The 24837-nt window shown below is 62.8% G+C and carries 25 protein-coding genes and 1 tRNA gene; 12 read left to right on the top strand and 14 right to left on the bottom strand.

The genetic code is table 11. The features are described 5' to 3' along the window. Window positions 1–42: 42 nt before the first annotated feature. The 5 genes from ssb to K3146_RS00160 all read right to left on the bottom strand — a co-directional run bounded on the left by ssb (window position 43) and on the right by K3146_RS00160 (window position 4053). Window positions 43–540, bottom strand: coding sequence for a single-stranded DNA-binding protein (gene ssb / locus K3146_RS00180; protein ID WP_221544212.1), 498 nt, complete (start codon window positions 538–540; stop codon window positions 43–45). Between the two features lie 90 nt (window positions 541–630). Continuing rightward, on the bottom strand, window positions 631–2493 hold the full coding sequence (gene feoB, locus K3146_RS00175) for a ferrous iron transporter B (RefSeq protein ID WP_221544211.1): 1863 nt from the start codon (window positions 2491–2493) through the stop codon (window positions 631–633). Continuing rightward, on the bottom strand, window positions 2490–2729 hold the full coding sequence (locus K3146_RS00170; RefSeq protein ID WP_221544210.1) for a FeoA family protein: 240 nt from the start codon (window positions 2727–2729) through the stop codon (window positions 2490–2492). Before K3146_RS00170 ends, feoB begins: the two co-directional genes overlap by 4 nt. 56 nt (window positions 2730–2785) lie before the next feature. Continuing rightward, window positions 2786–3457: a COQ9 family protein gene (locus tag K3146_RS00165; protein ID WP_221544209.1), complete on the bottom strand. Its 672-nt coding sequence runs from the start codon at window positions 3455–3457 to the stop codon at window positions 2786–2788. After that, window positions 3457–4053, bottom strand: a complete 597-nt coding sequence (locus K3146_RS00160; RefSeq protein WP_247710967.1) for an ankyrin repeat domain-containing protein — start codon at window positions 4051–4053, stop codon at window positions 3457–3459. Before K3146_RS00160 ends, K3146_RS00165 begins: the two co-directional genes overlap by 1 nt. Window positions 4054–4142: 89 nt before the next feature. Here K3146_RS00160 and K3146_RS00155 point away from each other — a divergent pair, with 89 nt between their 5' ends. The 6 genes from K3146_RS00155 to K3146_RS00130 are packed head-to-tail and all read left to right on the top strand — an operon-like array spanning window position 4143 to window position 7995. After that, on the top strand, window positions 4143–4751 hold the full coding sequence (locus K3146_RS00155) for an SCO family protein (RefSeq protein WP_247710966.1): 609 nt from the start codon (window positions 4143–4145) through the stop codon (window positions 4749–4751). Beyond that, window positions 4739–5197 (top strand): YcgN family cysteine cluster protein, encoded by a 459-nt coding sequence (locus tag K3146_RS00150; protein ID WP_221544207.1) that lies wholly within the window; start codon window positions 4739–4741, stop codon window positions 5195–5197. Before K3146_RS00155 ends, K3146_RS00150 begins: the two co-directional genes overlap by 13 nt. Then, window positions 5194–5916, top strand: a complete 723-nt coding sequence (locus K3146_RS00145; RefSeq protein ID WP_221544206.1) for a M48 family metallopeptidase — start codon at window positions 5194–5196, stop codon at window positions 5914–5916. Before K3146_RS00150 ends, K3146_RS00145 begins: the two co-directional genes overlap by 4 nt. Window positions 5917–5948: 32 nt before the next feature. Then, on the top strand, window positions 5949–6407 hold the full coding sequence (locus tag K3146_RS00140) for a hypothetical protein (RefSeq protein WP_221544205.1): 459 nt from the start codon (window positions 5949–5951) through the stop codon (window positions 6405–6407). Next, the gene (gene ribD / locus K3146_RS00135; protein WP_221545239.1) at window positions 6370–7371 is read left to right on the top strand and encodes a bifunctional diaminohydroxyphosphoribosylaminopyrimidine deaminase/5-amino-6-(5-phosphoribosylamino)uracil reductase RibD; all 1002 of its coding nucleotides are present in this window, start codon (window positions 6370–6372) and stop codon (window positions 7369–7371) included. Before K3146_RS00140 ends, ribD begins: the two co-directional genes overlap by 38 nt. Before the next feature lie 6 nt (window positions 7372–7377). Beyond that, window positions 7378–7995: a riboflavin synthase gene (locus K3146_RS00130; RefSeq protein ID WP_221544204.1), complete on the top strand. Its 618-nt coding sequence runs from the start codon at window positions 7378–7380 to the stop codon at window positions 7993–7995. Here K3146_RS00130 and K3146_RS00125 read toward each other — a convergent pair. Continuing rightward, window positions 7992–8726, bottom strand: a complete 735-nt coding sequence (locus K3146_RS00125; protein ID WP_221544203.1) for an energy transducer TonB — start codon at window positions 8724–8726, stop codon at window positions 7992–7994. The two genes, K3146_RS00130 and K3146_RS00125, sit on opposite strands and share 4 nt — an antisense overlap. Before the next feature lie 204 nt (window positions 8727–8930). Between K3146_RS00125 and K3146_RS00120 the strand changes: the two genes are divergently transcribed. Then, complete coding sequence (locus K3146_RS00120) at window positions 8931–9191, top strand: hypothetical protein (RefSeq protein WP_221544202.1); 261 nt, start codon at window positions 8931–8933, stop codon at window positions 9189–9191. A gap of 258 nt (window positions 9192–9449) precedes the next feature. Here the strand turns inward: K3146_RS00120 and K3146_RS00115 are convergent, their stop codons facing one another. The 3 genes from K3146_RS00115 to K3146_RS00105 all read right to left on the bottom strand — a co-directional run bounded on the left by K3146_RS00115 (window position 9450) and on the right by K3146_RS00105 (window position 12077). Then, window positions 9450–9956 carry a GNAT family N-acetyltransferase gene (locus tag K3146_RS00115; RefSeq protein WP_247710965.1) on the bottom strand — a complete coding sequence of 169 codons (507 nt, stop codon included), beginning with the start codon at window positions 9954–9956 and terminating at the stop codon, window positions 9450–9452. 45 nt (window positions 9957–10001) lie between these two features. Beyond that, window positions 10002–11183: an amino acid aminotransferase gene (locus tag K3146_RS00110; protein ID WP_221544200.1), complete on the bottom strand. Its 1182-nt coding sequence runs from the start codon at window positions 11181–11183 to the stop codon at window positions 10002–10004. Between the two features lie 87 nt (window positions 11184–11270). Next, window positions 11271–12077 (bottom strand): DUF1134 domain-containing protein, encoded by an 807-nt coding sequence (locus K3146_RS00105; protein WP_247710964.1) that lies wholly within the window; start codon window positions 12075–12077, stop codon window positions 11271–11273. A gap of 228 nt (window positions 12078–12305) precedes the next feature. On the opposite strand from K3146_RS00105, the gene K3146_RS00100 reads away from it, so the two are divergent. Then, window positions 12306–12397 (top strand) — tRNA-Ser (locus K3146_RS00100). A 38-nt stretch (window positions 12398–12435) separates the two neighbouring features. On the opposite strand, the gene K3146_RS00095 is transcribed toward K3146_RS00100, so the two are convergent. The 5 genes from K3146_RS00095 to K3146_RS00075 all read right to left on the bottom strand — a co-directional run bounded on the left by K3146_RS00095 (window position 12436) and on the right by K3146_RS00075 (window position 19754). Next, window positions 12436–12723, bottom strand: coding sequence for a hypothetical protein (locus tag K3146_RS00095; RefSeq protein WP_221544198.1), 288 nt, complete (start codon window positions 12721–12723; stop codon window positions 12436–12438). Between the two features lie 87 nt (window positions 12724–12810). Continuing rightward, entirely contained in the window at window positions 12811–15120 is a 2310-nt protein-coding gene (locus K3146_RS00090) for a M10 family metallopeptidase C-terminal domain-containing protein (RefSeq protein ID WP_221544197.1), read from the bottom strand. A gap of 121 nt (window positions 15121–15241) precedes the next feature. Continuing rightward, window positions 15242–16585, bottom strand: coding sequence for an HlyD family type I secretion periplasmic adaptor subunit (locus K3146_RS00085; protein WP_247711014.1), 1344 nt, complete (start codon window positions 16583–16585; stop codon window positions 15242–15244). A gap of 5 nt (window positions 16586–16590) precedes the next feature. Further along, window positions 16591–18312, bottom strand: a complete 1722-nt coding sequence (locus K3146_RS00080) for a type I secretion system permease/ATPase (RefSeq protein ID WP_221545167.1) — start codon at window positions 18310–18312, stop codon at window positions 16591–16593. Between the two features lie 5 nt (window positions 18313–18317). Then, window positions 18318–19754, bottom strand: coding sequence for a TolC family protein (locus K3146_RS00075; protein WP_221544195.1), 1437 nt, complete (start codon window positions 19752–19754; stop codon window positions 18318–18320). Between the two features lie 228 nt (window positions 19755–19982). Between K3146_RS00075 and K3146_RS00070 the strand changes: the two genes are divergently transcribed. The 4 genes from K3146_RS00070 to K3146_RS00055 all read left to right on the top strand — a co-directional run bounded on the left by K3146_RS00070 (window position 19983) and on the right by K3146_RS00055 (window position 24821). After that, complete coding sequence (locus K3146_RS00070) at window positions 19983–20411, top strand: potassium channel family protein (RefSeq protein WP_221544194.1); 429 nt, start codon at window positions 19983–19985, stop codon at window positions 20409–20411. 40 nt (window positions 20412–20451) lie between these two features. Continuing rightward, window positions 20452–22254: a hypothetical protein gene (locus K3146_RS00065; protein WP_221544193.1), complete on the top strand. Its 1803-nt coding sequence runs from the start codon at window positions 20452–20454 to the stop codon at window positions 22252–22254. 187 nt (window positions 22255–22441) lie between these two features. Beyond that, complete coding sequence (locus tag K3146_RS00060) at window positions 22442–22909, top strand: PEP-CTERM sorting domain-containing protein (protein ID WP_221544192.1); 468 nt, start codon at window positions 22442–22444, stop codon at window positions 22907–22909. Between the two features lie 13 nt (window positions 22910–22922). Then, on the top strand, window positions 22923–24821 hold the full coding sequence (locus tag K3146_RS00055) for a tetratricopeptide repeat protein (protein ID WP_221544191.1): 1899 nt from the start codon (window positions 22923–22925) through the stop codon (window positions 24819–24821). Window positions 24822–24837: the final 16 nt, after the last annotated feature.

Raw genomic sequence — 24837 nt, 5'->3', positions numbered from 1 at the left:
ACCTATCGTAAAATCATTCGATCAGACAAATCTCGTCGACAATCAGAACGGAATATCGTCGTCCAGGTCGTCGTAGTTCGAACCGCCGCCCTGGTTGTTGCCGCCGCCTGACTGGCCGCCGCCGAACCCGCCACCGCCGCTTCCGCCGCCGTAGCCGCCGCCCTGCTGGCCTCCGCCATAGCCGCCGCCGGGACCGTCGAGCATGGTCAGCGTGCCGTTGAAGCCGCGCAGGACGACTTCGGTCGAATAACGGTCATTGCCCTGCTGGTCCTGCCACTTGCGGGTCTGGAGCTGGCCTTCGACGAAGACCTTCGAACCCTTGCGCAAATAGCGCTCTACCACGTTGATCAGGCCTTCGGAGAAGATCGAGACTGTGTGCCACTCGGTCCGCTCCTGCCGTTCGCCGGTGTTGCGGTCCTTCCATTGTTCGGAAGTCGCGATGCGCAGATTGGCGACCTTACCACCATTGGGAAAGCTGCGGATTTCCGGGTCTGCGCCCAGGTTTCCGATGAGCATGACTTTGTTGAGGCTACCGGCCATCGAATCGTTCCTTCGTAACTGTTGGCGCTTGGCCTAACGGGCGAAGCGAGTCGGTTCTAGGGCGCAGGCGAGGTTTCCACCGAAGCGGAGCTAAAGCCCGAGGCTGACCGCGATCCAGTAGGTCGCCCCTGCCGCGAGCCAAGCCAGCGCGAACAGGTAGGCGACCATCACGATCGGCCACTTCCACCCATTCGTCTCGCGCCTTGCGACTGCGATGGTCGACAGGCACTGTGGGGCGAAGACGAACCACGCGAGGAAGGCGAGCGCGGTAGGCAGGCTCCACAGCGCGGCGATCTTCGCGGTCACGCCCTCCGCCGCCAGATCCTCGTCCTCCGCATCGACGGCATAGGTGGTTGCCAGCGCCGAGACCGCAACTTCGCGCGCGGCCATGGCCGGCACGAGCGCCAAGCTCATTTCGCGGTTGAATCCGATCGGTTCGAGAACCGGGTGGATCGCATCGGCGACGGCCCCGGCATAGCTCGAATCGAGCTGGCTTTCGCCCTCGCCCGCCTTCGGGAACGACAGCAGCACCCACAGGGCAATCGTGGCGACGAAGATGATCGTACCTGCGCGTCGCAGGAAGACCCAGGCGCGCTGCCAGAGTCCGATCGCCAGGTCCTTGATGCGCGGCAGCTGATAACGCGGAAGCTCCATGATGAAGCCCGAAGCGGCGCCCTTGGTCACCGTGCTACGCAGCACGAGTGCGACCACCATCGCTCCGATTATCCCGGCAACATAGAGCGCGAACAGGACCAGCCCCTGAAGACCAACCCCGGGGCCGACCGTGGACTGCGGAATGACCGCTGCAATGATCACGGCATAAACCGGCAGGCGCGCCGAACATGTCATCAGCGGTGCGATGAGGATGGTCGTCAGCCGGTCCTTGGGATCTGCGATGCTGCGCGTCGCCATGATGCCGGGAATGGCGCAGGCGAAGCTCGAGAGCAGCGGGATAAAGCTTTTCCCGCTCAGCCCCACGCCCGCCATCAACCGGTCCATCAGGAAGGCCGCGCGCGCCATGTAGCCGCTCGCTTCCATCACGAGGATGAAGGCGAAGAGGATGATGATCTGCGGCAGGAAGACGACCACCGAGCCGACGCCCGCAAGCACGCCCTCGGTCAGGAAATCCCGGACGAGGCCGGGTGCCATCGTGTCCGTGACGGCTTGCGATACTATTCCCACACCGCCTTCGAGCGCATCGGCAAAGGGTGTCGCCCAGGCAAATACGGCCTGGAAGATGACGAAGAGCAGGCCAAACAGGATGATCGGGCCGATCCACGGATTGAGCAAAATCCGGTCGACCCCGTTCTCGATCGTGTGGCGCGTCGATTTCGACAGGATCGCAGCCTTGGCGATGTGCTTGGCCGACAGCCGCCGCTCGGGCAGCGTGAGGTGCCAGCGCGTGTGCGCCTCCTCGTCGGCATGGGTTTCGGCTTCGGCAATCGCGGCGTTGAGCTCGGCAATCCCACGGCGACGCACGGCTACGGTCGGGATAACCGGCACGCCCAGCGCTTCCGAAAGCGCGGCCGGATCGAGCGTCAGCCCGTCGCGCTCCGCAAGGTCGACCATGTTGAGCGCGACCACTGTCGGGCGGCCCAGCTCGAGCACTTCCTGCGCAAAGACGAGGTGCTGTTCGAGATTGGCCGCATCGAGCACGAGCACGAGCACATCGGGCACGGCCTCACCTTCGAACGTGCCCTTCACGACATCGCGCGTAACCGCCTCATCGGGGCTGGCAGCGTCGAAACTGTAGGAGCCGGGCAGGTCGAGCAGTTCGACCGCCTCGCCATTCGGCAAAGTCAGCTTTCCGGCCTTCCGCTCGACCGTAACACCGGCGTAATTCGCGATTTTCTGGCGCGCGCCGGTGAGCGCGTTGAACAGCGCCGACTTGCCCGAATTGGGATTGCCGACCAGCGCGGCGGTGCGCGTCTTTACCCGGTCCTCGCGGCTCATGCGGCCTCCACGCTGATGGCGCGTGCATGCGCGCGGCGTATGGCGATAGTCATGTTGCCGAGACGGAGGGCCAGCGGATCGCGCGTTCCGAAGACGCCGCGGTGGACGATGGCCACTTCTGCCCCCTCGTCCACGCCCAATGCCTTCAGGCGCTTGCCCTCGTCCTCGGCCAGAGCGGCCCAGTCGACACCGGTAATGCGCGCGCTGCGCCCGCTTTCGAAACCGTCCAAAGTCATGCCCAGCGCCCTGTCAGAACGCGAGGCTTATTGCAACTGGTTATCAATAGCGGGTGTTAGCGCGCCGGATATCTGAGACGTCCTAGGAAACGCGTGACGCTGAAGCTCTCGCGTTCGGGGTTCAGCCACTTGGCCTTGACCTTCTCGAACTGCATCACCCCGTCGATCCGGCGGTCAAGGAAGGCGCGGGTGTCGGCCTTGCCTTCGCTCTGGTCGTCTACGAAGACTGCAAGCGTCGCGCCGTAGATCGAGGCCAAGATCGCGCGCTTGGTGTAGTGATTGTAATCGGTCGCTGTATCGCCTGCGAGCCGCCACATCAGATCGGCGGTCTGCCAGCCGCGCTTGGTCGAGCGGGCAATGTTCTGCGGCATGGCCATGATGGCGAGCGCGCGGCGCAGCGCCTCTTCCTGTCCGGCCACGGCATCGAGACGGAATTGCACCAGCGCCCGGATCCGCTCGCGGATCTTCATCTCCGCAACCACCTCTTCGGGGAAAGCCGCCGCCATGGCGAAATCGACCGCCTCGATCCAGGCGATGATCATCTCCATCGCCCCGACTTTGAACGCCAGTCGCGCCACGTCGACATCGGCGCCCATCTGTTCGGCAGCCATGACCAGCGCCTCGTCGCTCCAGCCGTCGAAGATCGCCGCATCTGCAATTGCGGGGGCGAGCGCGAGACGAAGCTCGTCGAGCGTCAGGTCTGCGATGTCGGGGGCGGTTTCGTCCATCAGTTCGGGCCGTAGATTTCGGCTTCATCCTCGTCGGAAGCTTCTGCCTCTTCGATCGCTTCGAGCACGCCCGCGCGCGCGCCCAGCAGCATCGCGTAGTCGCGGGCCGAGCGGCCGGAGTTGTCCGTGCGGTCGGGGTTCGCACCGTTCACAACGAGCACCTCGACCATCTTGACGTCGCGGCGGTGCACAGCGCTGATCAGCGGCGTTTCGCCCGTTACGTCCGAAACATCGACTTCCGCCCCGCCCTCGATCAGGCGCTCCACGCCCTCGATAAATCCGAGCTGGGCTGCAATCTGCAGCGGGTAGACGCCATTCTTGTCGGCAATGTTCGGATTGGCGCCGCGCTGCAGGAGGAAGCGCACCCAAGTGAGGTCGCGCCGCTGGACAACCGCGTGGAGAGCGGTTTCGCCGGTCGTGATCTCGCGCGCGTTGACGATGGTGGAACCCGGTTCGTTGAGCAATGCCGTCGCCACGTCGCCGTCACGGTCGCGCACAGCCTTGATGAACTTGTACCCATCGGTCGTCCGCTGGGCAGCAAGCGGAGTTGCCAGCATCGCCAGCGTCCCCATCGCAATTGCAAGTCCCCGTGTCATGCCCAAGCTGCGCACTGCCGTATTCTCCGCCTTCGATTATTCGCAATTTCCTTAAGGGCGAACCCTTGAACAGGGGCCGTTAGCAGACCATGAACCGCTATGTCATGTACCGCGTTCCAACAATCCTCGCCGCCAGCCTGATCCTTGCCGCCTGTTCGCAGGGCGCTTCGCCAACCGACCCCGGCGAACCGCCGCTGGCGGGTGCCGCGATTGGAAGCGAATTCACGCTGACAGGCGAGACCGGCGAGCAGGTAAGCTGGAATGATTTCGACGGACAGTTCCGTACGATCTATTTCGGCTACGCCTATTGCCCCGACGTCTGCCCGACCGACAACCAGCGCGCGATGGCCGGCCTGAAGAAGTTCGAGGCCGACAATCCCGAGCTGGGCGCAAAAATCCAGCCGCTCTTCGTCAGCGTGGATCCCGAACGTGACACGCCTGAGGTACTTACCGAGTTCACCGATGCCTTCCACCCGCGCCTGATCGGTATGACAGGGAGCAAGGAGCAGCTCGAAGAGGTAGCCAGCTCCTTTGCCGTGTTCTTCAGCCGCGGCGAGGAATCGGAATCGGGCGGCTATTTGGTGAATCACACCAACATCACCTACCTGTTCGGACCAGATGGAAAGCCGCTAGCGATGCTCCCGACCGACGAGGGCCCCGATGCGGTGGCGGCGGAATTGGCCAAATGGGTACGCTGAGGGACCGCTTCTGGGAGCGGCCGCTGGCCCAGCTCAACCAGGAGGAATGGGAAGCGCTGTGCGATGGCTGCGGGCGCTGCTGCCTGCACAAGGTCGAATACGAGGACACCGGCGAGATCGAAGAGACGAACGTCGCCTGCAAGCTGCTCGACTGCGAGACCGCGCGTTGCACCGATTACAAGCACCGCAAGGCTTTCGTGCCCGATTGCCTGCGCCTGACCCTGAAGCTGGTCGACCGCGTGCCTTGGCTCCCCGACACCTGCGCCTATCGCCGCCGCGCCGAGGACCGGCCGCTGCCGCGCTGGCATTACCTGATCTCGGGCGACCGCGAGGCAGTCATCCGCGCGGGCGTTTCGGTGGCAGGCCGGGTCATCAGCGAGGACGAGGCCGGGCCGCTCGAACACCACATTGTCGAATGGGCGGACGGGGAGGAACAGCCCGCATGATCGAGTGGCTGCGCGAGGCGAACCTCAAGCCCGAGATCGAGATCGGCGGGCAGAAGCTTCCCATCGAGCTGCGCCGCCACCCGACCGCCAAGCGCCTGACCTTGCGCCTCGCCCCCGATGGCAGCGCGGTGCGGATAACTTTGCCGCGCTGGTGTGCCTCGAAGGAGGCGATTGCCTTCGCTCATGCACGTGCGGCATGGCTGGAGCAGCAGGTCGCGAAGGTTCCGGAGAAGCGCGATCCGGTGGCGGAACGCGCACTCACCTATTGCGGGCGCCAATTGCGCGTCGAGTGGCTCGCCGATGCCCCTCGCAAACCCGTGCTGGAGGGTAACGCCCTGCGGCTAGGCGGTCCAGAGGAAACGCTGGGCAAGCGCCTCTCGCGCTGGCTCGAGCACCGGGCGCTGGCGCTGTTTACCGAGGATGCCGCGACCTATTGCGAGCGGGCGAAGCTGCCCGCCGCTCCCGTCCGCCTGACGCGTGCCAAGCGGCGTTGGGGCAGTTGCTCGTCGGGAGGCGTCCTCAGGCTCAACTGGCGCCTGGTGCAAGCGCCCGACCATGTGCGCCGCTCGGTGGTGGCACACGAAGTCGCGCACCTCGTCCATTTCGACCACTCGCCCGCATTCCACGCGCTGCTTGACGATATCTTCGAAGGCGAAATCGCGGAGGCCAATCGTTGGCTCTCGCAGCACGGCCGCACGCTCTACGCCAGCTTCGGCTAGCGTTCAGGCGCGAGGCCTACTATCTAGCCGATATGCGCTATCGTACCCGCTTCAATGCTGTCGGCGGCATCAATGACTTCATCCAGGAATGGAAGAAGCCCACGCCCTATCGCTGGCCGATCCTCGCGGCCTCATTTGCGATCTCGGGCAGTCTCCTGTTCTGGGTGACGCAGGAGAAATATTACTATCCGCCGCAAGAACCCGATGTGACCTACATCACCACCTATGCAGCTGATCGCACGGACGAGGAAATCCGTCAGTCCAATATCGAGAACCAGCGCCTGAAGGACGAGCGCGAGGCCGAGGAAGCGCGCCTGATCGAACGTCGGCGCGAACTCTACAAGGAAGTGGGCGCGGCGAGCGGACTCGATGTCGAGGCGATGGAAGCCCAGATCGAGGCAGAGGAAGCCGCCGCCGCCGCGGCCGAGCGCCAGCGCCTCGAAAGCCTGTTCGGTGAAAGCACACAAGGGACCGAATCCGATAGCGAGTGACGCCGCCTTCCTGGCTGCAGCAGCGCGGCTTGCCTCGCGCGGACGGCCCGTTTCGCGCCCCAATCCGGCAGTCGGTTGCATCATCGTCAAGGACGGCACGGTCGTCGGCCGCGGCTGGACCCGCGAAGGCGGTCGCCCGCATGCCGAGGCGGTGGCTCTCGAACAGGCGGGCGCGCGGGCGCAGGGCGCCACAGCCTATGTCACGCTCGAACCCTGCGCCCACCAATCCGAACGCGGCCCGGCCTGCGCCGACCTGCTCGCCGAAGCGGGCCTCGCGAGTGTCGTCATCGGCGCATCCGACCCCGATCCGCGCACGTCGGGCGAGGGTATCCTGCGGCTCGGCAAGGCGGGGATCGACGTCCACACGCTGGCGCTGCCCGAGGTTGAGGAAAGCCTCGCCGGTTACCTCACCCGCGCGCATCTCGGACGCCCGCATGTCACGCTCAAGCTCGCGCTGTCGCTTGATGGCTGCATCGCGATGGACAATGGCGAGAGCCAGTGGATCACCGGCGAGGAAGCGCGCGCGCATGTCCATTCGCGGCGCGCGATGAGCGATGCCATCCTTGTCGGCGGAGGCACCTGGCGGCAGGACAAGCCCCGGCTCGATGTCCGACTGGAAGGCCTCGAAGCCCGCAGCCCGCAGCGTGTGTTGCTGACGCGCGGCATCCCGCCCGACGGGGTCAAGGTGATCAACTCGCCCGAACAAATCGCGAGCCTCGACGGCGTGCAACATCTCTATGTCGAAGGCGGCGCGGGCGCGGCGGCGAGTTTCCTCCAGGCCGACCTCGTCGACCGGCTCGAAATCTACCGCGCGCCGATCCTGATCGGTGCTGGCCAGAGCGCGCTGGGCGATATCGGACTTGGGAGCCTGGCCGAAGCGCATGGCCGCTGGGCGCTTGCCGAAATCCGCCAGCTTGGCAGCGACACATTCACCGCCTATCGCCGCACCCGACAGGAGATATAGCGCACCATGTTCACCGGCATCGTCACCGCCATCGGCACCATCGAAAGCGTCGAGCAGCGCGGCGACACGCGCGTGAACGTTGCCTGCCCCTTCGATCCCGAGGCCATAGATATCGGCGCCTCGATCGCCTGCTCGGGCGTGTGCCTGACCGTGGTGACGCTGGCCGGCAGCAAGGGCGATGCCCGCATCGGCTTCGACGTTTCGGGCGAGACGATCAGCCGCACTGTGTCCGGCATGTGGGAGGCAGGCCGCAAGCTCAATCTCGAGCCCGCGCTGAAGCTCGGCGATGAGCTAGGCGGTCATCTCGTCACCGGCCATGTCGACACGGTCGGCGAAGTCGTCGCCAAAAAGGAAAAGGGCGGCTCCTGGCACCTCGCCATCCGCCTCGGCCGCGAATTCGCGCCCTTCGTGGCAGAGAAGGGCTCGATCACCGTCGACGGCGTCTCGCTCACCGTAAACGACGTCCGCGACCGCGAGGACGGCACCTGCGACTTCGCGCTCAACATCATCCCGCACACCGCCGAAGTGACGACCTTGGGCGAGCTGTCGCAAGGCGACCACGTCAATCTCGAGATCGATGTACTGGCGCGGTATCTGAAACGGATGCAGAGCTTGGCGGGTTAGTTCTCTGATTCAGTCGCTTTCTGCTCTTCTGGAATGCGGAACTGCACTTCGTAGCGCCTCACGTGGACCACCGGTCGGCCTTCGACGAGAAGGGGCTCAAGACCCACCATTGCAAGCTGATCGCAAGCTGCCTTGGCGTAAGCGGGATGCCGAGAAACGTCGAATCTGGCGTCGGCCTGACAGTGGGCCAGCGATCCGTCACGACTCACTTCGACGATCAGGTTCTGGTGCCACATGGTGCCGTCAACACCGGGCAAGGATTCGACGGTGAGCGTGGCATCGGCGCTCAATAGATGTTTCGGCTCTCCGACCATTGCTTCGAATTGCTCGAATGGCGCTGGGCGCGTCCCGCTACGGAACCGCATGCCAGTCACTGTATGCGTGTATCCCGGTGCTTCCAGGCGATAGATTTCACGTCCCTTCTCGGTCTGGATAATCGAATATCGGACAAACACTCGAAGGACGCCATATGCGGGGTTGCCGCTGGAATCCCGAGCCGCGCCGATCTCAGCCCGGGCTTGCAGCTTGCAAATATCTTCCGCCAGTTCCTCGTCACCGAAGATGGCCAGTGTCTCACAACCGATGCGCTTGCCTTCCGGATCGACAGTGAGCTCCAAGAGTGCAGCTGCGGACTGATCCTTCCTCAGAGCGGAAGGCGGATAATAGGTTTGGATTGGAGTAAAATCGGGAAGTGCAAGGGCCGAGGCCGCAAAAGCGAAATGAAACAGCATACTGTTAGTGTATCGCGACACATTTGCAGACACAAATGTCACGCGATCGAGCACGGCAATTCATATCAACTTGTCGGAAATCCACCGCCAATCCCGCAGGGCCATATTTGGCTGCACGCAGGGAAACGTGTATCCATTGTCCACCGCATAAGAGTCGGGTCGCCTGAAACGGGTTGCATCATTGGCAACTCTAGGAGACTGGATATGCGTAAACTAAGCTCTGCAATCGTCATCGCTGCGTTGGTTGCGACCGCGCCTGTTTCGGCGGGCGAGATCGGCGGCAACGGCAAGTCCGTTCCCGGCGGCGTGAACGGCGCCTCGGAATGCAGCTACTCGGGGCGGAATGATACCCCGTGGGATGCCATGGGGTTCACCCAGACCTTTGCTTCGTTCTGGCGGTATGTGATCGGATTCATGGATCCCTCCGCACCGTGGCATCCGGGCAATTCCTGCCGGGGCAACTGAACTGGCCTTCTGTCGCTGCGGGGTTTTGGCGACCCCGCGGTGACATGGCTGGACAGGTTCCGCCTGCCATGTAGCGGCCGCGGACGACGAGCACATTTTCCTACGCTCCAGTTTTTCGGCACATATCCACCCGTGCCGACGCCAGCTTCCTGCCCGACATTTTCATTCATGGGAGGGGCTAGAGGCGCAATGGGAGTTCTTCCCCAGGACCGTGTTCCAAGTGTTCCATCCTGTAGCGCTGCCCTTCGGCAGTCCTACTCAGGCGAGCGGCCCGCTTTCGAACGCTTCGCGGGTGATCTCGTAGACGAGGTGGACCACGCGCTTGCCCTGGTAACGGCCGAGTTCGTAGCGGTCGGTGCGCACCGCGCCGATGGCTTCGAGGGCGTTGCGCGAGCGGTAGTTGGTGTCGCCGACGCGGAACTCGACGGTGGCAACTTCGGCGAGGGCATGGGCGACCATCGCGCGCTTCATCTCGGGGTTGTAGCCCTTGCCCCAGCACATGGGCGCGAGGAATGTCCACCCGATCTCGACCACGCCGCCGTCTTCGTCATAGAACCGATCGAAGCGGGTGGAGCCGAGCATCCGCTCGTCGCTCTTGCGCACGACGGCGAGCGCACCGCCGCAGGCGATGCCTTCGTCGAAAAAGGCGTCGAATACCTCGCGCCGCCAGCGATCGTGGATCGGGTGCTGCTCCCACACGGACGGGTCGGAGGCCACTTCGTAGAGCGCCTCTCGGTCCTCCTCGGCGAGCGGGCGCAGGATCAAGCGCTCGGTCTCCAGCACCGGTTGCCGGTCGAGCGCCACCGTGGGTTACCCCCTGGTCACATCGGCAAGAGCGGCGATGAACTTCTCGGTATTGCCGGCATGAAGCCCCGCCACGTTGATGCGGCCCGATCCAGCCATGTAGATCGCGTGGTCCTCGCGCAGACTGGCGATCTGGTCCTTCGTGAGCGGCAGCATGGCAAACAACCCATTCTGTTCGCCCAGCGCGGTAAGGCCGAGGCCGGGCGCCTCATTGTCTGCTGCAGCCAGTCGATCACGCACGCGGCGCATGCGAGCGCGCATCTCGTCGAGTTCTTCCAACCAGGTCGCGGTCATGCCCTTGTCCTCAAGCAGCAACCGCACTGCCGCGCCGCCATGATCGGGCGGCATCGACCAGTTCGCGCGGGCCAGCGCATTGGCGTTGGAGGCGATGGCGGACAGTTGCCCCGCCTCGCTTGCCATCATGTAGAAGGCACCCACACGGTCGCGGTAAAGGCCGAAGTTCTTGTCGCAGCTATAGGCGATCAGCGCTTCGGGCACCTTGGCGAGGACCGCGCGCACGCCCGCGACATCCTCTTCCATTCCCTGCCCAAGGCCCTGGTAGGCGATGTCGAGAATCGGAAGCACACCCGTTTCGGCAAAGGCATCTGCAATCGCATCCCATTGCTCGCCAGTGTAGTCGATCCCCGTCGGGTTGTGACAGCAGCCGTGCAGCAGCACCGCACCGTCACTTCCGGCTCCGCGGATCGCGCCGAGGACTGCGTCGAGATCGGCGGTGCCATCGGACTTCGCGTGGGAGAAAGGTACCGTCTCCACGCCCACGTCATCGAGGATCTGCGCGTGATTGGGCCAACTCGGAATGCCGAGGTGGATGCGCTTTACGCCCGCCTTGGCAGCCAGCGAAACCGCGAGGCGGACCGCACCGGTGCCACCGGGCGTCTGCATGCCTTCGATACGCTCGGTAAGAGGCGAGCCTTCGCCGAAGATGTAGGGCATCAGCGCCTTGACGAAACCGCTGTCGCCTTCGGGGCCGAGATAGCTCTTGGAATCCTGCACATCGAGCAGCTTCTGTTCGGCCTGCTTAATCGCCCGGAAGACCGGCGTCGCGCCCTCGTTCGTGCGATAGACGCCGACGCCGAGATCGATCTTGTCCTCGCGCGGATCGGCCGCGTGCATCTTGATGAGGGCGAGGAGGGCGTCTGGGGCTTGTGCGGTGAGTTTGTCGAGCATGCGCCGCTCTTTGCGCAGATATGCAAAGGGCCGCAACCTCAATCGCGGTTGCGGCCCCTCAAATGCGGCTTTTCCGCTAGGGCATCCTCAGAAGGGAAGCCACTTCCGCTTCTTGGTGAACTTCATGTAGCCCGCGTTCACGCCAAGCCGCAGGCCAGCACCCATGCGGATCGGGATCAGGACAATGTCCCCGCGACGTACGTAGCTCGCATGCAGTCCGCCCACGACATAGGCCTGGCCTTCTGCGGCGGGGAAACGTTCGTAAAGCTCTTCGCTGTCATAGAGGTTGTATACCAGCACGAAGGTACTGGCGGCATTGGCACCGGCGTCGAACCCGACCGATGGTCCGGTCCAGTAGACCGGCAGTTCGCCCTCGACCTTGTGGAACAGCGTTCCCGAACCGTAGCGCGCGCCGACGACCAGTGCGCCACCCGCCTCGCGGCCGACGATATAGCCATTGGGTTCACCCTGCTCGGCGAGCAGCTTGCGGATCATCTTGGCGACGCCTTCAGCGCCCTTGCCGAACACGCCTTCGGCTGCGCCGATCAGGTCGTCTTCGCGATAGGTGGTGGCCGGATTGTCCGTCTGTGCCACTTCGACAGCCTCGGAAGCGGCCGCTTCGGCATCGTGCTCGGACCATTGGGGCTGCGCGTCGGTGGCTGCGGGCTCTTCCCAGCTCGTCGCAGTATCGGCGGTGTCGACAGGCGCAGGCTGGCCCGAACCGGACTGATCGGTGACGGGCGGCAATTCACTCGCCGGCTGCTCCAGATCGCCGTCGATCGGGGCTTCCCATGCGGCATCGGGATCGACGCTTTCAACCTGCGCCGCGAGCGGCGTGGCGGCGAGCGACAAGGCGGCCATCAGGCTGGCGGCAATCTTGGTGACGGTGTTCATCGTGATCCCTTCGTCCGGCATGGCGGAGCGCACGCAAGGCGCTGCACCGCAATCAGAATCCCCTTTGACCAGCGCCGCAATGAAAGCGCGATGAACCGAATCGGAAATGCGCCGAAATGAGTCCCGCTACGCGCGCCGGAAATGAATCGCAGAAGGCCGGATTTCTTCCTTGAAGGGTGCCGATGTGCTGGCTATAGCGCGCCCCTCGCAGCCGTAAGGCACGCGCGCGGAGACGTGGGTGAGTGGCTGAAACCAGCTCCCTGCTAAGGAGCCATACCTGGTAACGGGTATCGAGGGTTCGAATCCCTCCGTCTCCGCCATTTCCCGACGATCCGACGCCGCTGGCGCCACGCGCGCATTATTGCTGCAGCGAGATGTGCCGCGCGAAGTCGCGCGCGAAAATCTGCCATGCGGTCGGCGAGAGTTCCTGGTCGCTTATTGAGAAGCCAAGTTCGGCAACGAGCTCACCCCGGGCATCATAGGCCTTGGCCGCTGCCAATCTGTTAGAGCTCGCCTCAATGGCGAGCGATGCAATGTCCTCGCGGCCAGCGGCGCGCACTTGCTCGGCGAAAAGCGCGCAGAGATCGGCCTCTTCCATTCCGGCGTGCTTCATACCGGCAACGGAGCAGGAGACGTCATTAGGCATCGGGATTCCTCCATCCTGGGCCGAGGCGCAGGCAGACAATGCCAAGGCCAGTCCTGCAGCGATCGCCTTCAAGGCTACCCAGCCCGATCAGGCGACCAGGAAGTCGGCACCCGGCAACACGTCGAGCGCTGCTGCGGCAGGCGGCGGCATGGCAGGACCGAAGGCCCTGAAGTCGGCATGGGTGATTGCCGTCTGCGCCGCGACCTGCGCGATCAGCACGGCATCCTGTCCGCCAAGACCGTCGGGGTCGTAAAAGATATCACCGGTGGACCACTGATAGATGATACGATCATCTGCCTCACTGGCCTGCGAACCGAAGTTGAAGGCACCAGCCGTGAGATCGCCCCAGGCGAGTTCGCCGAACCCAATGCTCCGGTCGAGCCAGAAGATGTCGTCGCCATAGCCGAAATCGGAGACGATGCTGATGTTGGCATCACCGAACATTTCGAGGACGATGATATCGTCGCCCCAGCCGCCTTCGATGGTGTCGATGCCCAAGCCGCCATTGATATAGTCATTGCCGTTGGCCGCGTAGAGTTCGTCGTCGCCATTGCCGCCATAGAGCTTGTCCCAGCCCGCGCCGCCGAAGAGCACGTCGTTGCCCGACTGGCCGGAAATGATGTCGCTCCCGAAATCGCCATAGATTTCGTCGTCGCCGGCATCGCCGGAAATCGTATCGACATCGTCACCGCCGTAGACGATGTCGTTACCATCTCCGCCGTAGATCGTGTCGGTTCCGGCATCGCCCCACAGCCGGTCGAGACCTTCGCCGCCGTGGATCGTGTCGCTGTCCGATCCGCCGCGCAGGTAATCGTCGCCGGTTTCGCCATAGAGAAGGTCGGCACCGGCGCCGCCATAGACAATATCGGTGCCGAAGCCGCCGTAGATCTCGTCGGCGCCATCGTCGCCATACAAGGTGTCCCAGCCGGCTTCGCCGTAAAGCTTGTCCGCACCTGCGCCGCCGCGGATAATGTCGCTTCCGCCGCCTCCGCTAATGGTATCGATCCCGGAGTTGCCGCGCAGGTCGTTGACCACGCTATTCCCGATGATCGTATCGTCACCGGAACCGCCGAAAGCCGCTTCGATCACCGTGCCACGACCGATCGAGACGTTGCCGACCAGTCCGCCAATATTCATGAAGCTTTCGGGGTTGAGGTCGATAAGCTGGTTGGCGCCAAAGCCGCTATAATCGAGCGTGTCGAAACCACCGCTATCGACGATGGCATAGGCCGTGTTGCTGAACTGCGTAGCGTCGTGGATCGACCGGTTGGACGTGCTGTTGAAGCCGTAAACGGTGTCGCCTGTCCGCGTGGTGGTCGATGCGCCGTACAGCGAGATCATTGCCGCGATATCGGCCATCATCGGCGAGGTAATCGAAACGTCGCTGAATCCCTGCTGGTCGAAGTAGCTATTCTCGGAATTGTCGAAATAGCTCATCGCCGAAACGGCCCAAGAGTCGTTCAGGTAGAGAGCTTCGTTCGCATAGACGGCATTGCCGTTGTAATTGCCAGCATGGCCAAGTCCGAGGGCATGCCCGATCTCGTGCACATAGGTGTGGAAGCTGTAGCTGGTCAGCGTGGTGCCGTAAGTATCGACCCAGTCGGTCTCGATATTCACGGTCGATGAGATCAGGGTGCTGCCCGAGAAAGACGACGAGGTATAGGCACCGGAATCGGTGTTGGTGAACGTGATTTCTGCGCCCGAGGAAACCTCGGTGAACGTGATCCCGGTAACGTCGGACCACAAGGCGAGCGCCTGGCGGGCCAGCGTCATCTCGCTCGCACGCAAACCGGTAATGTTGACCGTGATCGCGCCATCACCACCGACATTGAAGGAACGCGTGGTCCCACCCCAGTAGCCGGTGAGCAGCTGGTCGGCGATTTCGTCGACGGAGAACACTTCGAGCGCCGGCGCCACGACGACGCCGACTGTATACTCGCCGGTCGACTGGCCGGCATAGGAGTCTGCCTCGATGTAGTAATCGCCGGTCAATCCGGCAGTGAACCGAAGAAAGGAATCCAGGCCGCCGCCGCCATCGTCGTTCTCAGCGATCAGCGTGCCATTCGCGTCGTAAATGCGGAGATAGGTATCTCCGACCGGCGAATTGCCTGTCCCGTCGAGCGAGATGGCATAGGTCTCACCTGCGGTCAGCGTCACGCGATACCAGTCACTGTCGCCGAGGACTTCGAGATCGCCCACCACACTCTGGCCGACGGTGATCGTCGCGCTTGTCGACGTATTGCCGGGAATATCGCCCGCCATGGCAACTACGAAGTTTCCAGCGTCGAGGTCGAACATGTGATCGCCATCGGCGGCAAACAGCCAGCCCGAAAACGCGGCGGTGCCGCTATCCGACTTACATGCACTGCATGCGCAGCACTGTTCTGTGACGATCATCTTTACGACCTTCTTTAATTTCTCGCACGAACGAATCCGTCGTCTGCGGACGGATTTCGTGGCTATCTACATCACATACAAAGGCTTTCCGAGCCATTAACTCACCCAGAAGGGCTGCAGTCTACTCGCGGAATGCCGTCTCGCTCAACCGCGTGATCGGGGTCAGAATATACTGCAAAACAGTGCGCTTGTCGCCCAGGAGGCTGACATCGGCAACCATCCCGGGGCCGATTGCAAGCTCCTGCCCACCGGGCCCCTCAAGCGCATTATCCTGTGTGGTCACCCGCACGAGATAATAGATTTCACCCGATTGCGGGTCCTGTATCGAATCCGCCGAGATGGTCGATACGGTTCCCGAAAGTGTCCCATATACGGACTGGTCATAGGCGGTGATGCCGACCTTGGCCTCCTGGCCCATGCGGACATTGCCGATATCCTGAGGCGAAATGCGCGCCTCGACCAGCAGGCTTTCTTCCTGCGCGACCAGTTCGACCAGGGCTTCCCCCGGACCGACCGCACTGCCCCGCGTAGTGACCAGGACCCGGCTTACCTTGCCCTTGATCGGTGCGCGCAGAATTGTTCGCTGCATGCGTTCCTGAAGCGCGGGAAGCGTACTCGCTCGAGAATCATAATCTGCCTGAGCCGCGGCCAATTCGCTCGCTGCCTGCTCCCGCCAATCCTGTCGCGTACGAGCAAGATTTGCGCGCGCTTCGGATATCTGCGCCTGCGCCCGACCCAGCGCTGCCTGCGCTCCGGCCAGATCGCTTCGAGCGCTGGCTGCCTCGCTTTCGGCGCGGGTCAGCGTCATGCGTGGCTCGATGCCGCTTTCGACGAGCGGCCGGACGGCCGACAATTCGGTCTCCGCACGCGTAAGCGAACTCTGTCGCGACGCCACGGTCGCTTCCGCCTCGACCACGCTCTGGCGCGAGCGCTCAAGCTGCGCCTGAACTGCGGATAGCGCACTGCGCAAGGCAGCCTGCCGCGACGCATAGAGTGCTTTTTCGATTTCCAGCTGGCGGGCGGCTTCCTCGTTAGCCGGCGCAGGATATGCCGGAGCGCGACCGGTGATTTCCGCCGACAGACGCGCGACCTTCATGTCGAGCGCCTGCGCCGTGGCTGCAGTACTTCCCAGATTGGCCCCCGTTTCGGTCGGATCAAGCCGCAGCAAGGGCTGGCCCTCCGTCACATCGTCGCCCGGCCGGACCATGATATCTTCGAGAATGCCGCCTTCGAGGCTGGAGACGACCTGCAGTTCGCTACTGGAAATGACCCGCCCCATGCCGCGCACCGTCCGGTCGATCTCGGCGAAAGCGGCCCAGATCACGAACAGAACAAAGAAGAGGGTGATGCCCCAGAAGAGCACCTTCGACGCCTTGCCAGGCTCGATATCGTCGACCAGGTCCTCGAGGTGGCGCTCGCGCTCCTCCTCGATCACAATGTCGCCTTCGGTAATGGTTTCGGGCATCGTATTCACGGCTGCTTACCCCCCTGGGCGAGCTTCTCGAGGATCTTGTCGCGCGGGCCATCAGCCACCATGCGGCCGCGATCCATGATGATGATGCGATCGACCAGCTTCAACAAGGGCTGGCGATGCGTCACGACTACGAGCGTTCGGTTCTTCAATTCGCCCTCGAGACGCCCGATGAGATCCGATTCAGTTTGCGCATCCATCGCGCTGGAAGGCTCGTCCATGACCACGATCGGTGGCTTTCCGGCCAGCGCTCGCGCAATTGCGATCGACTGGCGCTGCCCACCCGACAGTCCCTCACCCCGGTCGACGAGCTTTAGGTCATAGCCGTTGGAGATGCGCGAAACGAATTGGTCGGTCCCGGACAGACGCGCCGCTCGCAGCATTTCCTCGTCGTCGATGTATGGCCGCTCAAGCACGATGTTCTCGCGAATGGAGCCCGAGAATAGCGCGGGCTCTTGCAGCACCGATCCGATTTGCGCGCGAAGCGAATAGGGATCGAACTGGGCCAGATCGACGCCATCGACCAGCACCATACCCTCCTGCGGAGGATAAAGGCCGAGAAGCATGCGTGCGACGGTCGACTTGCCCGATCCGACACGCCCCAGCAGCGCAACATGCTGGCCCGGCTCGATCGTGAAGCTGACATTGTCCAACGCGGGAGCGGACCCGCCCGGATATGTGAAGGTCACACCGCGCAGCTCGATGGCGCCGTCGGTCGCGCCCATTTGCAGCGGCTCTGTTTCCGGGCCTTCCTTGGGCTGCTCCATCAGCTGTCGGACATGGCGATAGGCAGTCCGCGTTGCCGTGATGCGGCCGACCAGTTGCGAGATCTGGGCCAGGGGAGCGATTGCTCGACCGGCGAGGATCGAACAGGCGATCAGTCCGCCCAGCGTGAGCGTGTTGTCCGCGACCATGAAGACACCGACAATGACCACACCGGCATAGCTGATCATGCCCGCCGTGCTCGCAAAGGTCGTGCCGATCGAGGAGATCATGCGCTGGCGCATGTTGCTATGCGCATGCTCCTTCACCGCTTCCTTCCAGCGGCGCTTCAGCATCCGGTCCGCCCCGGACACCTTCACATGCTCGATGCTGCCGACAGTCTCGACCAGCACCGATTGCTTGAGCAGGCCCTGGCCAAGCGTGGTGGCGGCGATGCGTTGCAGCGCAGGCTGCGCCGCAAGGCCGACGAGGATAACTAGTGGGACCATGACCGCCGGGACCAAGGCGACCCAGCCACCGATCATGGCAACGACAGCCAGAGTGATGAAGATGAAGGGCAGGTCCACCACTGCCACCAGCGTTGCCGAGGCGAAGAAATCGCGGATCGTCTCGAGCTCGCGCATCATGCCGGTCAGCTGGCCGGTCGAACCCTTGCGCAGTTCGAGCCGCATGGCCGTCAATCGGCCGAAGACATCCTCGCCCACCTCTTCATCGATCCGCATCCCTGCGAAGTCGACGAAATAGGCGCGCAGCAACTTCAGGATGAAGTCGAAGATCAGGATGATGCCGAGCCCGATCGACAATGCCAGCAACGATCCATAGGCCGAGTTTGGAACCACGCGGTCGTAGACCGTCATCGTGAACAGCGCCGTGGCGAGCCCGAAAATGTTGATCAGCGTCGCCGCGAGGGCGACCTTGGAGTATGTGCGCCAGTTGCGTCTGATCGGATCGGCAAGCCAATCCGCAATCCGCTTCTCAGGAATGTGCACGAGCGACATATCGCTCACAGCGGCACCTCTTCATCATCGATCTTGAGTACATTGAGCAGCCGCCCGGTTCGAAGCAGCAGGATATAGCGCGCCTGGTCCAGTTCCACCAAGGCCCGGATATAAGCGCTCGAGGCGTTGAGATAGGCGTCCTGCGCATCGGCCACATCGAACAGCGTCCCGCGCAGGGCCCCGAACCGCGCGACTACGATATCGCGCGACTGGCGCGCCGCCTTGTAGGCCGTTTCCAGCGCCTCGACCTGCTCTTCGATGGCCTGAACGTCGGACCAGGCGATCGCTGCATCGCGCCGGGCTTCCTCGCGAATGCGGTCGGCCACCGCCTCGGCAGCTTCGGCTTCGGCTTCGGCAGCGCTGGCCCGCGACCAGACTCCGCCGCCGAGGATACGCCAGTTGAGATTGACCGTAGCGCGCGTGTCGTAATCGTTGCGACCGTTCTCGAAAATGCCGTAGCGGCCGTTCTCGAGACGCGCGCTTAGTTGCGGGAACTTCGCGGCTTCGGCAGAGCGAGCTTCCTGCTCACGCGCCTGTGCCAGGGCTTCTGCACCCTGCACCTGAGGCGCGGCTTCGGCGACGTAGACCGCGTATTCCTTGGTAAAGCGCGTGGCATCGAGCAGCGGCGGCCGCAAGAGTCGCTCGGGCGGAGCAAATCCGCTCAGCTGTTCGAACCGGGCTTCTGCGCTCGCCAGTTGTCGGCGAACCTGGGCAAGCTGCACCAACCCCTGTGCGCGAATGCTTTCGACGCGCGCGCGATCACCATCCGCCGAAACGCCGCGTTCGATGCGCTTCGTAATGGCTTCGTCGAGGCTGTCCTGCCCCGCAACGAAGCCTTCGATCAGTCGCTCGAGAGCTTGGTATCCGAACACCTGGGTCCAGGCGGCGACCATGTCGCCAGCGGTTTCGCCCACGCGTGCTTCACGCTCGAAACCTGCTGCGCGCAGGCGGGCGATCGCGGAGCCCACGCGACCATCGGTCTGGCCGAAGTCGATCAGTGGCTGCGCGACGGTAAACGTGAAATCCACTCGCTCACGGGGCCGCGAGCGTTCGATCAGGTTGAACGGATCGTTGGAGAAATTGCGCTCCAGCGTCTTGAAAGCCGATACGCCGACATCAATCGTGGGCAGATAGCCCCCTCGTGCTTCACCGATACGCGCCTTTGCCGCATCCTCCAGCGCCCTGGCTTCCCGCTCGACGGGGCTTTCCTGTAGCGATGCCACTACGATTGAGCGGAAGGCTTCGGGTTCGGCCGTCGCGTCGGCGAGTGAAAGCACTGGGTCGCCTGCGAAATCGATCTCCAGCGGGCGTGCTTCGGGATCCGGCAACGTGGGCTCGGAATCGGCCTGCAACACCGCTTCCTGCGCAGTAAGGTCCGTCCCGCCGACCAAAGTCAGCGCGACCGATAGCGCGAAAGCGCTTCCACGAGTGCCAAGCAGCATGTCCGAATTCGAATCCCTATGGCCAAAAGCCTTGTCAGCGCCTTAACCAAAAGGTCTTAAGAAATCCAACGGCGTCTCTCCCTGTGCCCTGGTGACACAAGAATCAATTCAGAGACGCCTGCGCGATCAGCGAGATATTTGCTCCTTTTTCAGTCCCCTGTTGCGCTCGGCTTGCGTTACGGCTTTACTCGGGAAGGTCGCTGGAAGTGGATTGAAGGGGCAATCGCAATGCAGTCGATCCTGATTTCTTTGGCGTTGGTAGCTCTCACCATCGCGATCCATTACGAGGCGCTGCGTTTCACTTCCTCGAAGCTGACGCACCTCAGGATCTACCCGCGCCTGCGCATTATCGTCATACTGGTTGCGGCACTCGCCTCGCACCTCGCTCACACCCTTCTCTATGCCTATGCCTATCTCCTGCTCGAGAACCTGGGCGGGTATGGTACGCTTGACGGAGACCGCGGTCACGGGCTCGAAGACGCCTTCTATTTCTCGATCACGAGCTACACGACGCTCGGCATTGGCGATCTCTACCCAACAGGCAGCTTGCGGATCATCAGCGGGATCCAGGCGCTCAACGGACTTGTAATGGTCGGCTGGACCGCCTCCATGACGTATCTCTACATGGAAAAATTCTGGCATATCAGGGCGCGCTAGCAAGCTTTGCACGCCAAGGCGCCATTCGGGGAGAGCGAGTTTGATTAGTGACGAGAGCCTGCGCCCGCGACTGGCCCTGCGCTTCGGGGTAACCGGGCATCGCCCCCCACGCCTTTCCCTCGACCATCACGAAATCGCCCGCCAGGCCTGCACCGAACTGTTTCGCGACGCGGAGATCGCCCTCACCGGAATTCACAAGCGCTTCCCCGAGGTTTTCTCAGAGGAGAAGCCAACGCTGCGGCTGGTAACCGCGCTTGCTTCGGGCGCCGATACGGTCGCCGCCGAAGCAGCCTATGCCGAAGGGATTGCCCTTTCGGCTTGCCTGCCCTTCCCTTCGGAAACTTACAGCAAGGATTTTTCGGAAGAGGAATGGCGCAATGCCGAGGCGCTGGCCAAGGCTGCGGACGGCACTCTGGCGATCGACGATTTCGCTCCTTCGGACGAAGCGGCTTATGAGGCGATCGGTAGGCTCGTACTGGCACAATCGGACATTCTCATCGCGATCTGGGACGGCGAGCCTGCCCGGGGGCGAGGCGGGACGACGGAGGTGGTCGCCGAGGCCGTGTCGCGGCACATCCCGGTGATCCACATCAACCCCGACGGTCGGCACGAGCCAATTCTTTTGTGGAGCGGACTGCACGAGGAATTGCCCGACCGCCCTTCGATCGACGGTGTGCTGCGGATCCCGGCAAAAGGGGCCCTCCCATCTCTCGTCGACGCACTTTGCGCACCACCTGAAGGAGACGAATTCACGTCGCTGCAGGATTTCATGAGGGGGGTCGCGCTTGCGGGCAAGTCGAGTATCGAGTGGCCGTTTCTCTTGCTCGCGACCGGAGCGAAGAAATGGTCGCAGACCAGCTTCGCCTCTCCCGGCCCGGCCCAGTCGCGCCAGTATTTCGAGCCTCTGGTAGAACCCTTTGCAGAGCTCGGCAGGTTCGGGCGCCGGCTAGCCGGTCCGCTGGCAGACCGCTTCGCGAGAGCCGATGCCGCGGCCAGCGCATCGGCATTGCAGTTCCGCAGCAGCTTCGTGACCAATTTTGCCCTCGCGGCCCTGGCAGTCATGCTCGCCCTGACCGGCCTGCTGGTGCCGAGCGCGAAGGTCGGGCTGATCCTGGCCGAACTCTTCGTCATCCTGTCGATCATCCTCAACACGCGGCGGGCAAACCTGCGCAATTACCACCAGCTGTGGATCGACCGTCGGCATCTGGCCGAGCGCTTGCGACTGCTCGCCATTTCATCGACGATGGGCCGACTGTCGTTGCGCGACGTTGAGGATGGAACGACCCATCCCGGATGGGAAACCTGGTATGCAAGGGCCACCGCGCGCGAGCTCGAGCTGCCTCCGGGAACTCTGGATCAGGATTACCTGGCCAAGGTTCGCAACACCATGCTCGCCCTGATCGAAGACCAGATCGGATACCATCACCGCAACAAGCACATCATGGAGCATGCCAACCACCGGCTTCATCGCATGGGTGATTTCCTGTTCATCGGGACGATCCTGTTTTGTCTTTTCTTCCTTACTGCGAAGGTCTTCCCGGCGCTCTATGTCGAGTTCAACGGGATCGGTCTTACCCAGATCGTGACGGTCGCCACTGCCCTCTTTCCGGCATTGGCGGCATCGCTTTATGGTATCCGCATGCAGGGCGATTTCGCAGCCACTGCAGAACGGTCCGCGGCGATCGAGAACCGCCTGTCGAAGCTGCGTGCATCGCTTGCCGCCGACCAGTTGAGCTATTCGAGGCTGGTCGATCGCTTCAGGCGACTGAGTGAGATCATGCTGTCAGATATTCACCAGTGGCAGCAGCAGTATGAAACCCGTCCGCTCAGCCTGCCCGGTTAACCTTTAGGCACCCGCTTTGGAGCCGCTTGGAGTGGGCTGCGAGAATCAACTGGCCAAACTGTCACAATTCCAGTAAGGTTATTGGAATCATAACAAAAACATGGTCGTATTCATCCGTGGGTCGCCCAGGGGGAAGTAAGCTATGCGATCTCTACGTGGTTTCTTGACAGCAGGCTTGGTTGCTTCGGTGGCAACCCTGCCAGCACCCGCGCACGCGGCACAATTCCTCTACCAGTTGACTGGCAACGACACGATCAGCTTCACCATCGATACCGACGCCCTGGTTTTCGATGCCCAGCCAGACGGTTTCATTTTCCGCAGTGTGAACGTTACCGTGAATTCGGTCGTCCAGATTGCCGACATCGGTTTCGTCTACGAGTACAGCGATGGCGGCCTGGTGATCTTGGGCACGCAGTATGACCTGGCGGGGCCTACGCTGTTTACCGGCCCGAACAACGCCCCCAATCTGCTGTCGGGGAATTTCGACCTCGTGGGCTACACCGACGACAGTCTGAAGTTCTCGCTCACCGCGACTGATCTTGGCGCTGCCGTTCCGGAGCCGGAAGCCTGGCTCATGATCCTGACGGGCTTCTTCCTGCTCGCCGGCCTACTTCGCCGCCGTCGCGCCATCGCTTCCAAACCGCTTACATCATAGCGATCGACGCGCAATGAGCGGGAACGAGCCATCTGCCGAGGAACGCTTTTCCGCATTCATCAGCTACAGCCATAGCGATGAGGAAATCGCCAAATGGCTGCACCGGGCGATCGAATCCTATCGCTTCCCTAAGGCGGTCATCGGAACTGAGACACCACACGGTCCGCTCCCCCGAAAGCTCCCTCACGTATTCCGCGACAGGGATGAACTGGCCGCCAGCGGCGATCTCGGCGATGATCTGCGCAATGCTCTCTTGGCATCGCGCTTCCAGATAGTGGTCTGCTCGCCTGCTGCCGCCAATTCCTTCTGGGTGAACGAGGAAATCCGCCTCTACAAGCAGGCGCATGGCGAGGGCCGAACCCTTGCGTTGATCGCATCTGGCGAACCATACTCTGGCAAAGACGACGAATGCTTCCCACCGGCGCTGCGCTTCAAGCTCGATGCCGAAGGGAATATCTCGAACACCCCTGCAGAGCCGATCGCAGCCGATATCCGTTCTGGCAAGGACGGGCGGCGTCTCGCCAAGCTGAAAGTGCTGGCCGGGATAACCGGCCTGCCGCTGGACGCGCTCGTCCGCCGCGACCTCGCCCGGCGCCAGCGCCGCATGTTCGCCTACATGGCAGCCTCGACCGCGGTGGCAGTCGTCACGCTGGGCCTCGCCATTTATGCCAATGAGCAGAGGCGGATTGCGGTCGAGGAGCGCGATCTGGCCGAAAGCAGCCTCGAATTCCTGACGGGCACCTTCGAAGTTGCCAATCCGGCGACGGAGAACCCGCGCACCATCACCGCGCTGACCGTTCTCGACCGGGCCAGCAATCGCGCGATGTCCGAGTTTGCGGGGCGGCCCAGGGTGGCCGCCACACTCCTGAGGACGACGGGCGATATCTACTACAATCTCGGCCTCTACGAAGAATCCACGCGTGACCTCAATCGCGCACTTGAGCTTGAGCCCGATGACGGTTCAGGTCGGGCGCGCACATTGCTCAGGCTGGCGGAACTGGCCAAGCAGCGCGGCGATCTCGAAGAGCTCGAGAGCCTTGTTTCAAGGGCAAATCGGGCACATCGCGAAGCAGGGACAAACGACGGAGTTGTCGAAGCGACTCTCTACAGTCAGCGCGCCAACATCGCATATCTGAAGGCGGACTATGATGACGCCGCCGATCTTTACGCGAGCAGCGTGGCGACCTTCAAGGAACTGGCTGGCGACAATACGTTGCCGATCGGGCGCGCCCTGATGGATCAGGCTTATGCACTGGTCCAGGCGGGTCAATATGATGAGGCGATGCCCCTCTATGACGAGGCCTACGCGCGTTACAGCCGTGCCTATGGAGAGTTCGACGTGAGGACCGCCAAGGCCCTCCACAATCAGGCCTTCGCAAGTCTTTCGGCAGGCGATGTGGAAAGCGCCGGCCCGCGCATGGAAAAGGCGTTGGGCGTCTATCGAAAAGTGCTCGAAGCGGACCATCCCGGCCTCGCCGTCGCCTACCTGCTGCTCGGCAGGATCTACACGGCGCGGAAGGAATACTCCGAAGCGATCACGGCGTTCGGCAAGGCACGCGAGATCTTCACCGATGTCTATTCCGCCGACAATCCGGCGGTAGCCGATGTGAACTTTTACCTCGCCGAAACCCTGGGTCTGGATCGACAGTTCGACAAGGCACTCGGCCTGACCCGGGAGGTCGAACAGGTCTACACCGCATCCTACGGTCCGATGGACCCGGACCAGGCCGAATTGCTGCTTCTGAGGTCACGGATAAATACGCAGCGCGGCGAGCGGGGCATCGCGCATGAGCAGTGCCAGCAGGCGCTGCAGATGCAGGCGCAATTGGACATGGGAAGCGAGACCTTGGCCGACACCAAGGCGAACTGCAACGCAATCGCGCGAGATGGAAGGCTTGCTGCCAGCAGGTGACATCAACGCCAATCGC

This window comes from Qipengyuania vesicularis, assembly GCF_019711415.1.
GTDB lineage: Bacteria > Pseudomonadota > Alphaproteobacteria > Sphingomonadales > Sphingomonadaceae > Qipengyuania > Qipengyuania vesicularis.
The sequence above is the reverse complement of the archived record's forward strand: the minus strand, read 5'-3'. Positions and strand labels throughout refer to the sequence as shown.

Excerpts from the sequence above, each read along its gene's own strand:
- K3146_RS00150 (WP_221544207.1), top strand. The coding sequence starts at position 4,739 with ATGGGTACGCTGAGGGACCGCTTCTGGGAGCGGCCGCTGGCCCAGCTC.
- K3146_RS00130 (WP_221544204.1), top strand. The coding sequence starts at position 7,378 with ATGTTCACCGGCATCGTCACCGCCATCGGCACCATCGAAAGCGTCGAG.
- K3146_RS00105 (WP_247710964.1), bottom strand. The coding sequence starts at position 12,077 with ATGAACACCGTCACCAAGATTGCCGCCAGCCTGATGGCCGCCTTGTCG.
- K3146_RS00095 (WP_221544198.1), bottom strand. The coding sequence starts at position 12,723 with ATGCCTAATGACGTCTCCTGCTCCGTTGCCGGTATGAAGCACGCCGGA.
- K3146_RS00085 (WP_247711014.1), bottom strand. The coding sequence starts at position 16,585 with ATGCCCGAAACCATTACCGAAGGCGACATTGTGATCGAGGAGGAGCGC.
- K3146_RS00055 (WP_221544191.1), top strand. The coding sequence starts at position 22,923 with ATGAGCGGGAACGAGCCATCTGCCGAGGAACGCTTTTCCGCATTCATC.
- K3146_RS00110 (WP_221544200.1), bottom strand. The coding sequence starts at position 11,183 with ATGCTCGACAAACTCACCGCACAAGCCCCAGACGCCCTCCTCGCCCTC.
- K3146_RS00155 (WP_247710966.1), top strand. The coding sequence starts at position 4,143 with ATGAACCGCTATGTCATGTACCGCGTTCCAACAATCCTCGCCGCCAGC.
- K3146_RS00080 (WP_221545167.1), bottom strand. The coding sequence starts at position 18,312 with ATGTCGCTCGTGCACATTCCTGAGAAGCGGATTGCGGATTGGCTTGCC.
- K3146_RS00165 (WP_221544209.1), bottom strand. The coding sequence starts at position 3,457 with ATGGACGAAACCGCCCCCGACATCGCAGACCTGACGCTCGACGAGCTT.
- ssb (WP_221544212.1), bottom strand. The coding sequence starts at position 540 with ATGGCCGGTAGCCTCAACAAAGTCATGCTCATCGGAAACCTGGGCGCA.
- K3146_RS00160 (WP_247710967.1), bottom strand. The coding sequence starts at position 4,053 with ATGACACGGGGACTTGCAATTGCGATGGGGACGCTGGCGATGCTGGCA.
- K3146_RS00075 (WP_221544195.1), bottom strand. The coding sequence starts at position 19,754 with ATGCTGCTTGGCACTCGTGGAAGCGCTTTCGCGCTATCGGTCGCGCTG.
- K3146_RS00145 (WP_221544206.1), top strand. The coding sequence starts at position 5,194 with ATGATCGAGTGGCTGCGCGAGGCGAACCTCAAGCCCGAGATCGAGATC.
- K3146_RS00140 (WP_221544205.1), top strand. The coding sequence starts at position 5,949 with ATGCGCTATCGTACCCGCTTCAATGCTGTCGGCGGCATCAATGACTTC.
- K3146_RS00125 (WP_221544203.1), bottom strand. The coding sequence starts at position 8,726 with ATGCTGTTTCATTTCGCTTTTGCGGCCTCGGCCCTTGCACTTCCCGAT.
- K3146_RS00120 (WP_221544202.1), top strand. The coding sequence starts at position 8,931 with ATGCGTAAACTAAGCTCTGCAATCGTCATCGCTGCGTTGGTTGCGACC.
- feoB (WP_221544211.1), bottom strand. The coding sequence starts at position 2,493 with ATGAGCCGCGAGGACCGGGTAAAGACGCGCACCGCCGCGCTGGTCGGC.
- K3146_RS00090 (WP_221544197.1), bottom strand. The coding sequence starts at position 15,120 with ATGATCGTCACAGAACAGTGCTGCGCATGCAGTGCATGTAAGTCGGAT.
- K3146_RS00070 (WP_221544194.1), top strand. The coding sequence starts at position 19,983 with ATGCAGTCGATCCTGATTTCTTTGGCGTTGGTAGCTCTCACCATCGCG.
- K3146_RS00170 (WP_221544210.1), bottom strand. The coding sequence starts at position 2,729 with ATGACTTTGGACGGTTTCGAAAGCGGGCGCAGCGCGCGCATTACCGGT.